At 40.7% G+C, this 11,654-nt stretch carries 10 protein-coding genes and 1 riboswitch; of the genes, 7 read left to right on the top strand and 3 right to left on the bottom strand.

The window, feature by feature from the left end; all coding sequences use genetic code 11:
* The first annotated feature begins 49 nt into the window (after window positions 1–49).
* Window positions 50–391 carry an ArsR/SmtB family transcription factor gene (locus tag IV80_RS03105; protein WP_057749378.1) on the top strand — a complete coding sequence of 114 codons (342 nt, stop codon included), beginning with the start codon at window positions 50–52 and terminating at the stop codon, window positions 389–391.
* On the top strand, window positions 384–1,397 hold the full coding sequence (locus IV80_RS03100) for an NADP-dependent oxidoreductase (protein ID WP_057749375.1): 1,014 nt from the start codon (window positions 384–386) through the stop codon (window positions 1,395–1,397). Before IV80_RS03105 ends, IV80_RS03100 begins: the two co-directional genes overlap by 8 nt.
* 138 nt (window positions 1,398–1,535) lie before the next feature.
* Here IV80_RS03100 and IV80_RS03095 read toward each other — a convergent pair whose 3' ends face one another.
* A complete protein-coding gene (locus tag IV80_RS03095) occupies window positions 1,536–2,942 on the bottom strand; it encodes a L,D-transpeptidase (protein WP_057749372.1) in 1,407 nt (468 codons plus the stop codon).
* Between the two features lie 426 nt (window positions 2,943–3,368).
* Between IV80_RS03095 and IV80_RS03090 the strand changes: the two genes are divergently transcribed.
* Together IV80_RS03090 and IV80_RS03085 are read left to right on the top strand one after the other, a co-directional pair.
* Window positions 3,369–4,835 (top strand): MDR family MFS transporter, encoded by a 1,467-nt coding sequence (locus IV80_RS03090; RefSeq protein WP_057749369.1) that lies wholly within the window; start codon window positions 3,369–3,371, stop codon window positions 4,833–4,835.
* 1 nt (window position 4,836) lies between these two features.
* Complete coding sequence (locus IV80_RS03085) at window positions 4,837–5,349, top strand: DUF4811 domain-containing protein (RefSeq protein WP_057749366.1); 513 nt, start codon at window positions 4,837–4,839, stop codon at window positions 5,347–5,349.
* A 64-nt stretch (window positions 5,350–5,413) separates the two neighbouring features.
* Here the strand turns inward: IV80_RS03085 and dapF are convergent, their stop codons facing one another.
* The gene (gene dapF / locus IV80_RS03080) at window positions 5,414–6,415 is read right to left on the bottom strand and encodes a diaminopimelate epimerase (protein WP_057749363.1); all 1,002 of its coding nucleotides are present in this window, start codon (window positions 6,413–6,415) and stop codon (window positions 5,414–5,416) included.
* Window positions 6,405–7,793, bottom strand: a complete 1,389-nt coding sequence (locus IV80_RS03075; RefSeq protein WP_057749360.1) for an aspartate kinase — start codon at window positions 7,791–7,793, stop codon at window positions 6,405–6,407. The genes dapF and IV80_RS03075 overlap by 11 nt, the downstream gene beginning before the upstream one ends.
* Window positions 7,794–8,115: 322 nt before the next feature.
* Window positions 8,116–8,300, top strand: a riboswitch (Lysine riboswitch).
* Window positions 8,301–8,405: 105 nt separating this feature from the next.
* Between IV80_RS03075 and lysA the strand changes: the two genes are divergently transcribed.
* The 3 genes from lysA (at window position 8,406) to IV80_RS03060 (ending at window position 11,651) form a co-directional block, all read left to right on the top strand.
* Window positions 8,406–9,710, top strand: a complete 1,305-nt coding sequence (gene lysA, locus IV80_RS03070; protein ID WP_057749357.1) for a diaminopimelate decarboxylase — start codon at window positions 8,406–8,408, stop codon at window positions 9,708–9,710.
* Between the two features lie 62 nt (window positions 9,711–9,772).
* Complete coding sequence (gene dapD / locus IV80_RS03065; RefSeq protein WP_057749355.1) at window positions 9,773–10,483, top strand: 2,3,4,5-tetrahydropyridine-2,6-dicarboxylate N-acetyltransferase; 711 nt, start codon at window positions 9,773–9,775, stop codon at window positions 10,481–10,483.
* 4 nt (window positions 10,484–10,487) lie between these two features.
* Entirely contained in the window at window positions 10,488–11,651 is a 1,164-nt protein-coding gene (locus IV80_RS03060; RefSeq protein ID WP_057749353.1) for an N-acetyldiaminopimelate deacetylase, read from the top strand.
* Window positions 11,652–11,654: the final 3 nt, after the last annotated feature.

The raw sequence follows: 11,654 nt of genomic DNA, 5'->3' as shown, positions 1-11,654 counted from the left end.
GTTAAGATAGTTTCAAAAGGTTTAAATGTTTCAACGGAGGAACGATAAAATGAGTAGACAAGCAGATCTTCAAAAGATTAAGGACGGTTTCGTGCAAACACAGGATATCTTGTTAGCCTTAGGGGATGAAAATCGACAGTCGATCTTGGTTTCTTTGCTAGAAGCGGGGTGCGATGGCATGCGTGTGGGTCAATTAACGGCGCAGACACATTTGTCTCGGCCTGCTGTTTCACATCATTTGAAAATTCTAAAAGAAGCGCAACTCGTTTCGATTCGAAAAGATGGTACTAAGCATTATTATGCCGTTCAGCCGAACGAAAGCTTTGGCATTATGCAGAAAACGGCCGCAATTATTGAACGATTAGTAGAGGAGAATGAACAAAATGACTAAGTTAATGCGTGCGATGCAAATCGAAAACTATGGTCATGGCCCATTGGTTTCAAAACAAGTGCCAATTCCTAAAATTGGTGCAAACGATGTGTTGGTGGCAATTCGAGCTGCAAGTGTGAATCCAATTGACTCTAAAACACGTGATGGGGAAGTAAAACTACTGGTAAAACACCAAATGCCATTAACGTTGGGACATGATTTTTCTGGGGTGATCGTTAAAGTTGGTAAACAAGTGACCGCGTTTAAAGTTGGTGATGAAGTGTATGGCAGACCACGAGATTCACGAATAGGGACTTTTGCCGAGTATTTGGCGGTAAATGTGGATGATATTGCTTTGAAGCCTCGAAATTTAACTTTTGTTCAGGCAGCAGCAATACCATTGGTCGGGTTGACTAGTTATCAGGCCTTGGTTGAGATTGCCAATATAAAGCCAAATCAAAAAGTGTTTATTCAAGCTGGTGCTGGTGGTGTGGGATCGATTGCCATTCAGTTAGCCAAAATTTTAGGTGCTTATGTGGCCACAACTACGAGTGCAAAAAATGAAAAATGGGTCCGTACTTTAGGCGCAGATCAGATCATCGATTATCACAAACAAGATTTTGAAGCTGTTTTACAAGACTATGATATGGTGTTTGATACACTGGGTGGTAAACAGTTGGAAAAAGCATTTAAGATTGTTAAATCGAATGGCAAAATTGTGTCATTATCAGGCTTACCTGACGCAAAGTTTGCGCGAAAAAGAAAATTAGGTTGGTTTAAAATGCTACTTTTTGGTTTAGTTACGCTTAATCTTTCACGATTGGAGCGGCGATCTAAAGTGTCTTATGATTTTTTGTTTATGCAGGCCAATGGTAAAGAGTTGGCGCAGCTCACAATGTGGATTGAAGCTGATAAAATAAAACCAGCTGTGGATAAAATCTTTACATTACAAGATGCACAGAAAGCCTTAGATTATTCAGAAAAAGGTCATGCACAAGGGAAAATTATTATCAAAGTTAGTGAATAGGTAAACTGATAGTATGCGAGAAACGTAATGGTTTTTCGTATTTTTTAATAATAAATATTGGAAAAAGACTTAAGAATACAATCAATCTTTTAACCATACAAAAAAAGCGTGAGAAAAATCTCGCCGCTTTGTTTAGACCTATTCGTAAATAATAACGGGTTCTGTTGTAGAGGTATTTTCCCAAACAGTTTTCATCTTGCTAGGTGGGTTGTTCAAACAGCCGTGAGAATGATACGTACTACGGTATTCTGGATTGCCATAGACTTTGGACGGTTGCCAGGAACTATCATGCATACCAACACCGTCTTCAGTAATAGGTTCCCAGTAGTTTACTTTGCTAGAATAATTTGAACCATTATCATTTTTTCCAGTTAAAGTTGAAGGACTTTGTTTATACAAGATATGGAACAAACCAGTTGGTGTCTTGTTACCACCTGTTAAAGTACCACTCATAACCGGAATGTTGGCCTTTAATTTGCCATCTACGTAAATGTATTCATGTAAGGTGGTCAAATTAATTTCGACACGAGTCGATCCAATGGCACTGCTTCGATTATAACTAATGTTTTGGCCACTATAATTGGTCATATCAACTTTTGCATTTGATTGCACGTTTGAATTAATGAACTTATTTGCCAACATCTTAGCCTCAGATTGTACATTTAGCGACCAACCGTAATTGGACTCGGATGTGTTATTAGTGGTCACAGTTTTACCGTTGTTTAAGAGCTTGACGCTAAGCGACTTTCCTTGCGTGCTGTCACTGTTATTGATTTTGGTAAGTTTGTTTTCTAAAGCAGTTAAATCAACAGTTGCCTTCTCACCGGGAGTGGAGTTGACTACGTAGTCACTACCTTTTAAACTGTAATTTTTCCCGCCTACGTGGTAGACCAATGTCTTTTTACGTGCTTGTTCCAAACTTTGTTTTACTTTTTTTGCACTCGTAATTTGAGTTTGGGTTGGTTTTTTATATGCAATCGTGATTTTAACGTCTTTAAGTTGCTTAATTTGTTTCTGGTATTTATTTAAAGCCTGTTGTACATCAACTTGTGTGCCTTTGGTGCTAGCTTGTGTTTTGATTTGGCCGTTCTTTAGGTAATAGTAAGTTGGGTGAGCTGCTGTGGCCTGTTTGTTATAAGCCGTTAATGCTTTAGAAACTTGTGCTTTGAGGTCATTCGTACGATAACTGACGGCACTTTCTGAACTGCTTAAATTGACAGCATTATTTTGTTTGGAAGAGAACAAGCCATGATGGGTCTTCAATGCCGAACGAACTTGCGTCTCAGTAACGGGAGCCAACGTTTGTGTTTTTCCAGTAGTCAGTAATTTACCATTCAGATAAACACGATTAGTTACTTTTGTAGAAGTGGCAGCAAGCTTGTTGGTTGCCTGTTTAGCAGTTAAACGCCCTACAGACTGACCATTAATGGTGGTGTGAGGTGCAAAATGCGTTTGCCCGTAACGCCATATGAAAATGCCAGCGATAATAATAATGAGACAGAGACCCAGTAAGCCCCACTTAAGTCCCTGATTTTTTTTAGCCAATTTCTCTTTTCCCCCCTGAGTTTGTTTTGCTTAAACCAGTCTATGGAAGCTGTCTTTAGCAAATATTCCAGATGATAATAACTCTTGTATTATGAAAGTCATCCATTCAGCTGTCAAATAAAAGACTTAAGATTAATAAAAGCTTTGTAATTTAACCGTAACAATCATACAATCTTTCGGGTTAAGATTGCAATTGATAATGTCCGGTAACAAAATTAAAGAGTTTGTCACGTTTCATCAATTCCGTTTTTATCATAAATGGGAAAGGTTAAATCAAGTTTAAATGCGTTAACTATGAGATGAGACTAAATTTTGTTAGTTTAACTGACAATTTTTTGAGCTTTATGAATTTTATATGATACAATAATCTTTGTGTCTTTTTTATATGTACATAATTAATAAATTAATTTTGAGGTGAACATTTTGATGAACAGTACGAATGCAGAAGATCGACCCGTCGACCAAAATGGCCGCCCATATAACCGACTTCTGTTGGTTTTTACTCTTTTAATTGGAACATTTAGTACTTTTTTGACTTCTACGATGTTAACAACGGCATTTCCAACCTTAATGAGCTCTTTTAACATTTCAGCGAATACCGTGCAGTGGTTAACGACTGGCTTTATGCTAATGATGGGAATTGTCATTCCAATCACAGGATTCTTTTTACAACGGTTTGATTCGCGTAAACTTTACTTATCTGCCATTGTCATTTTCTTTGTAGGGACCGTTGTCTGTTATTTTGCCCAGAACTTTTGGACCATTTTGGCAGGTCGGTTAATCGAAGCAGCTGGTGTTGGAATTACATCTCCAGTTTACCAAACGATTATGACATCCATTTTTCCGCCTTCTAAACGAGGTGCAGCGATGGGCAGTGCCGGAATTGTTGTCGGCTTGGCTCCCGCGATTGGACCGACTTTTGCTGGTTGGATTTTGATTAATTATTCGTGGCGGATGCTGTTTTTGGCCATTATGCCCATCTCATTATTTGTTTTGATCATGGGGTATTTCACACTTCGTAAAGTATTACCTACAAAAAAGGCCCCAGTTGACTGGACATCCGTCCTCTTATCCATGGTTGGATTTGGCTCGATGCTCTTTGCCTTCTCGTCAGTGGGAACTTATTCATGGACAGATCCCATTGTGTATGGCACATTAGTTCTCGGAGTTTTAGTAGTGGCAACTTTCATTTGGCGGTCATTAAAAATTAAAAATCCATTGCTACAATTCAAAGTATTTGAGCAATCAGACTTTACGCTATCTGCCATTTTAGTTTCTGTCTCATTTATGTCTATGAACGGCTTTACGTTGGTCCTACCACTTTACTTACAGACCGTTCGAGGAGAATCGCCACTGGCTTCTGGATTAACGCTATTGCCAGGTGCCATTATGATGGGTGTTATGAACCCCATTACTGGACGTGTCTTTGACCGTTTGGGGGCCCGTAACATGGCCATTGCTGGCATGTTTATTTTATCTTTAACCACCGCTTCTTTTATTCCCATTACGGCACAAACACCAGTCTTTTACTTAGCTTGTTTGTACATGGTCCGGATGTTTGGCATTTCGATGGTTATGATGCCGATTACCACAACAGGAATGAATGCTTTGCCATTGAATTTAATTGGGGATGGAACCGTAGTGAATAATACGGCGCGCCAAGTTTTTGCATCAATGGGAACAGCGATCTTGGTTTCGATTATGTCTAGTCTTACGATCAGTCACACACCTAGTGCCTCAGTTGCACATGCCACACCCATTCTGTTTAAAAAATTAGCTTTGAATGCGAATGTGGTTGGATTCCGTTATGCCTTTTTGATTGCGACAGTATTTGCCGTGATTGGCTTTTTACTAACGTTTCTCTTGAAAAAAGATACGCGAGGGGGCTATTAATATGATTGTCGTTTTCTTATTTATAGGAACCGTTTTGTTGGCTTGCAGTATGATCTTTATGCGTCGCGGAATTAATAAGTTTATTTGGGTACTGGTTGGCTTGGTGATAAGTGTGGGCAGTGTTGTGTTAATGACCCTTAACTATAATACTTATCTGGGAATGAAAGAAGTACAACAGACACAGACTTATCCTTTAACCTCAAGTGTAAAGGGGAAACACGTGTTGCTGTACCGGCAGCTGGGGACTAAAAATGAACGTATTTATTACTACGCTACGAATCCTTTGCAACAAAAGTTAGCCAAGACCAATCCAAGTACGGGCAATGTGACATTGAAACAAAAGGCCAAGTTGAATCAGGTTAAGATAACTCGAACCACACGGGTTTATCGTAACGAGGAATGGCGCTTGTTATTTGGAAATGGCGTAGCAAATCATCAGTTTGTGAGTCAGGATTATGAATTTCACTTATTGCCTGGCTGGAAGCTTCAAAAAGTTGCAGAACAAAAACAATAAAATTCACAGTTATCGTAAAATTAAAAAAATCCTCAGACTAGTTTAAAACTAATCTGAGGATTTTTTAAGCTTTGACAGCAATATCATTAATTTTGGGAAGATGGTTCACAAATTGTAAATAGCTGGTTTCCTCTTCGGTTTCTCGAATGCGAACGTGATCTAAAGTTGCCGTGTGCAAATCACTTTCCGAAATTTCTAAATGATGGGTGACGGTGGCATTTCCGATCAACGCGATAGTGTAGGTATCAGCAATTTTATGCACATTCGTTTTGACTAAGCCGCCCGGATTATAAACAGTGATCTCTTGGTCAAAATGACCTTGTTGGGGGTGCGTCAGTGCGAATGCCAGGCTAGTAGCTGACATGCCTGTGCCACATGCATTGGTGAATCCCACACCCCGTTCGTAGGTACGGACAAAAAGCTGATTTTTATCGAGAATTTGTGCAAAACTCACATTCACGCCGTCTGGAAAATAAGGATTAGGTGCGTTCAGGCGTTTGCCTAATGTGCCCAAGTCGTCGGAAGCTAATTCCTCAGCCGAAACAAAGCTAATGAGGTGTGGGTTGGGCACAGACAGAGCCGTAAATTTTAGGTCAGGCAGAAGTTCGGGCCAAGTTTTATTAATAAGTTGTCGATGTTCTGCGCGGTGAAATGGCAATTTGTCAGCGTCAAAAGACACAGGAGAAATTTCTACGCTAAAAGCAGGCACCCCAGTTGCAAAAGGTGTGGCTTTGCTGACCTGAAGATCCGCATTTAATGTTTGAACTTTAAATTGGTCTACCTGAAATTTTTGGGATAAATAACGGGCAACAGTCCTTAACCCATTGCCACACATGGAAGCTTCACTGCCATCGGCATTAATGACGCGCATCTGTGCCAACGCATCTTTATGGGTAGCTTCATCCACCACTAAGACACCATCAGCACCCTTTAAAAGTCCAGTTTGTGGATTGGTTATTTTGGTGGTAAAGGTAATGAGCTCGTGATCGTTTAATTTACTGTGTAATTCAGTTTGATCCAACAGAAAAAAATGATTTTCGGATCCATGAACTTTATCAATCTGCATATAAAATCTTCCTTTCAGTACTGACAGTGTTAAAAAAATGTGTATAGATTTCCTTAACGGCTCTTTTGGCATCGGCCTGTTTGGTGCCCAGCATAATAGAAATTCGTGAGGCGCCCTGATTAATCATATGCACGCCAATGCCATTTTCTGCAAGCGGGCGAATGATGTTTTCAATGGTACCGATTTTAGACCGCATGCCTTCGCCAACTACCATGATGATCGCATAATCGTCAATCCAGTCCAGTTGGTCAGGATGTAAGGTGTTTTGAATATCATGACACATTTCGTGAATCGTTTGACGGTTCAATTGATTTTTATCAAAGATAATGGTTAAGTCATCGATTCCGGAAGGCATGTGTTCATAGGATACATCGTATTTGTATAAAATTTGAAGCAGTTTTAAGGTGAAACCGACTTCCTTGTTTAGTAAATAACGGTGTAAATATAATGCGGCAAAACGTTCGGAACTAGCCACTCCCGTAATAGTGTGATGAGGGGTGAAATGTGTTTCTGGGACAATCAATGTTCCCGGTAAATCAGGATGATTGGTATTTTTAACTTTGATTGGGACCTGACCTTCAATTGCGGGAATAATAGCTTCATCGTGAAAAACAGAAAAGCCGGCGTACGAGAGTTCTCGCATTTCTCGGTAAGTCATTTTTTTAATGGCCTCTGGGTGAGGGACAATATGTGGGTCGACCGCGTAGATGGCATCGACGTCGGTAAAATTTTCGTAGAGTTCAGCTTTTAAGCCGCGAGCGACAATGGCACCGGTAATATCAGAACCTCCGCGCGAAAAGGTGGCAATCTGACCGTTAGGCGTAAAGCCGAAAAAACCAGGAAAAATCAATTTTTCATCTTTAAAGTGTAGTTGTGCCAAATTTTGATACGTTTCAGGCATTACTGTGGCATCTGCCGGATTGTCAGTAACGATGATGCCCGCCTCAAAAGGATCGACAAAGCGTGCCTTAATTCCAAGATGATTCAATACACTGGTGAGTAACATGGCATTCAGGCGTTCACCATGTGCTTTAAAAGCAGCCATCAAATAGGCATGACTTGGATAGTATTCATCAGGTAAAGAACACAATTTTTTGATGATTTTATCAATTGGTCTAGCTGGTAAATTAAAAAAAGTACCAATTGATTTGTAGCGTTGACTAATTTTTTGAACGATAGTTTCAGTTGGTTTTTGTGCAATTACTTGTTGAGCATAAGTAATTAACAGATCGGTGACTTTCGTATCTTCAGCAAATCGTTTACCAGGTGCGGAGACCACAACTACTTGGCGGGTTACATCAGATTGAATAATGTGAATAACTTTTTGAAAATGACTGCCATCTGCTAAAGAACTGCCGCCAAATTTAACAACTTTCATGGTTCACGTCTCCTTTTATCTATCTGCATAATTTTTTATGAGAATTTAATTAGTTATTGTGAATTTTAGCATTTTATTTTTGAATAGCAACTTGTTTTTGTGAATTGAAACTGCATTTTTTCTTGCCAGGTAATAGTAAGAAGTGCTCCTAAATTTATTGTTTGTGGGTAGCTCTGACAGCTTGATGACCTTGAAGAGAACCTGTCACAGGCAATTAATCATAAGCTTCAAAATTTGATTTAAATGTATGTGGACCATGATGAAATCCGTAAAAATCAGTTAAAAGGACTTGACTACCTTAAAAAAGTATTATAAGCTTTTTAATAATTTAAGAGGTTGCAACCAACAAGAGTAAGCAGTAGAGTTTCTATCGAACTTTGAAGCTGTTGAAAGGGGCGGTTGCCGAAGCACTGGATCTGGATAGGGGGTTCGGCTAGCTGGGGCGTAGTTTAAGAGACTGCGAACTGTCGCAGCAAAATATGTCGGCTGCGGGGCGCTATCGACAATTGATACAGAATATACGTGAAATTCATTCTGGGATCTTTTTGTTTGCGCAAAACAAAAAGATCCTTTTTTTATTGACATAAATAATCGTAACGGTGGGGTAAACAAATGAGCGAACAAACAGCACAACAAGTAAATGATGCGGGGCATTTAGTGATTGGCGGAGCAGACAGCGTGGCCTTAGCACAAAAATTTGGGACACCATTGGTAGCTTATGACGTTTCAGCAATCCGTCAACAGATTCGCCGATTCAAAAAAGTTTTTGAAAGTAATCAGGTGAACTATGCTGTCAGTTACGCAAGCAAGGCGTTTGCCACAGTTGGGATGTTTCAGTTGGTCAATCAGGAGGGGGCCCATATTGATGTGGTCTCTGGTGGGGAATTATATACAGCCATCAAAGCCGGTTTTCCAATGCATAAGGTGAGTTTCCATGGAAATAATAAATCACGTGAAGAATTAGAAATGGCGGTAGATCACCATATTGGTGTGGTCATTTTAGACAATTTCTATGAGATTCAGTTGTTAAGCGAGATTCTGCTAGAAAAACATCAACAGATGAAGGTGATGTTACGTTTAACACCTGGTGTGTCTGCACATACCCACAAATATGATCAAACGGGTCAAGAAGATAGTAAATTTGGATTTGATATCCAATCGGGTCAAGCGCAGGAAGCTTTGCAACAAGTGATGAGTAATCCAAATATGGAACCAATTGGAATCCATGCCCATATTGGGTCACAGATTTTTGAAGTTAATGGATTTGTGATGGCTGCTAACAAATTGGTGGATCTGGCAGCAGAGTGGCAGGCCCATTTTGGCTTTGAAACCCAAATTCTAAATGTGGGTGGTGGTTTTGGTATTCGTTACACTAAAGCCGATGAGCCGCTGGCACCCGAAGCGTTTGTGGATGCCATTGTGAAAGCCGTTCAAAAACGGGTGTCTGAAAAAGGTCTCAAGATGCCAGCTATCTGGATTGAACCAGGACGCAGTATTGCGGGACCAGCCGGGTATAGTTTATACACCATTGGCTCTCGCAAAGATGTTCCAGGTATCCAACCATATGTGACAGTTGACGGTGGCATGGGTGATAATATTCGCCCAGCACTTTATCAGGCTGAGTATGAGGCAGTACTTGCCAATCATGCCAATGAAAAGCCAGTTGAAACGGTCCGCATTGCAGGAAAATATTGTGAGTCTGGTGATATTTTAATTCAAAATCAGGCGTTGCCCAAATCACAGCCGGGAGATCTTTTAGTACTTAACGCAACTGGTGCATATGGATACGCCATGGCTTCCAACTACAATCGAAATCCAAGACCAGCCGTTGTTTTTGTCGAAAATGGGCACGCCAAACAAATTGTTCGGCGTGAAAGTTATGAAGATCTTGTTCGTTTGGATGAGCGTTTTGTTTAACTAGAAAATACCATATAATATAGAAAGTTATTTAAAAAATAGAGAGTAAGGAAGGTTTTGACATGGCACAATTAGATGCACGTGAAATCATTGACTTTATTAGTAATGCCAAAAAGAAAACACCAGTTAAAGTTTATTTAAAGGGTGACTTAGATCATCTTCAAGTGCCTGGGGAAATTCGTGCATTTGTGGCACATCGGATAGGCACAATCTTTGGTGATTGGGCAGACGTGAAACCATTCCTTGAAGCAAATAAGAATTATATCGAAGATTATGAAGTTGAAAATGACGGGCGTAATTCAGCAGTTCCGCTGTTAGATACTAAAAATATCAATGCGCGAATTGAGCCCGGCGCCATCATTCGTGACCAAGTTGTGATTGGAGACAATGCGGTTATTATGATGGGTGCTTTAATCAATATCGGTGCAGAAATTGGTGAGGGAACTATGATTGACATGGGGGTCGTTATGGGTGGCCGTGCGATCGTGGGAAAACATGCACATATTGGTGCCGGCACCGTTTTAGCCGGCGTAGTAGAACCCGCATCGGCGCAACCTGTTCGGATTGATGATGATGTCATGATTGGGGCCAATGCAGTCGTCTTAGAGGGCGTTCATGTAGGTAAAGGTGCTGTTGTAGCCGCCGGAGCCGTGGTGACTCAAGATGTGGCACCTAACACGATGGTGGCTGGCGTTCCTGCTCGAAAAATGAAAGATATTGATGACCAGACACGTTCAAAAACGGAATTAGAGGATACTTTAAGAAAGCTGTAAAGATATGACTCAACAAACTTTATTAACAGAACCAGAATTAATTAAGATTTATCAACAGCTACATCAAATTCCTGAATTGGCTATGCAAGAAAAGCAGACGCACGCCTTTTTATTGGCGACCATACGCAAGTTTGATCAGACCTATTTAGAAATTCGGACCCCTAAGGCACTTCCCACTGCGTTATTGGTGCTGATTCATGGGAAACAACCTCAACGAACCATTGGCTATCGGACAGACATTGATGCGTTACCTGTGCAAGAGCAGACGGGATTGCCGTTTGCGTCGCAAAATGCTGGAGTGATGCATGCCTGTGGTCACGACATTCATATGTCAGTTGCCTTGGGGTTATTAAACTATTTTGCCGTTCACCAACCTGTGGATAACTTGTTGTTTTTCTTTCAGCCAGCTGAAGAAAGTCTCAACGGTGGAAAAACGGCCTATGAAAAACAAATTTTTCAAGGTCAGTGGCGTCCAGATGAATTTTATGGGTTGCATGATAATCCTGAACTACCTGTCGGTGCGATTGGATGTCGAATGGGGACTTTATTTGCCGGAACGACAGAAGTAAATGTAGATTTTTACGGTAAAGGTGGCCATGCAGCCTTTCCTCAAGACGCTAATGATATGGTGGTGGCAGCCAGCCAATTTATTGTGCAGGTGCAAACCATTATTTCACGTAGTGTGGATCCGATTGAAGGCGGGGTCATTACATTTGGCAAGTTTGATGCAGGAAGTATTCGCAATGTGATTGCGGGTCATGCGCGCCTTGAAGGAACGATTCGGGGACTCACGCAGAAAATGATCACGCACATTGACCAACGAATTCGCGAAGTCGCGCGTGGTATTGCGGAGAGTTATCAGGCAAAAGTAGTGGTTGATTTAAATCAAGGAGGCTACTGGCCTGTGGAAAACAATCCAGAGTTGACCCGCAATTTCATTCAGTATATGAAGGCGGCCTCCCATGTCCAATTCATTGAAACTAAGCCCGCAATGACAGGCGAGGATTTTGGGTATTTGTTAGCCAAGTTTCCAGGTACCATGTTTTGGTTGGGAGTGGCAGATACGTCGCAGCTACATTCTGCAACGCTAAAACCCAATCCACGAGCCATCAAATTAGGTATTGAAGCCATCAAGGGCTTTTTAAGTTATCGTATGGAAAATAAGTGAGGA

Source organism: Pediococcus cellicola (assembly GCF_001438655.1).
Classification (GTDB): Bacteria; Bacillota; Bacilli; order Lactobacillales; family Lactobacillaceae; genus Pediococcus; species Pediococcus cellicola.
This window is presented reverse-complemented; position numbering and strand designations above follow the sequence as displayed.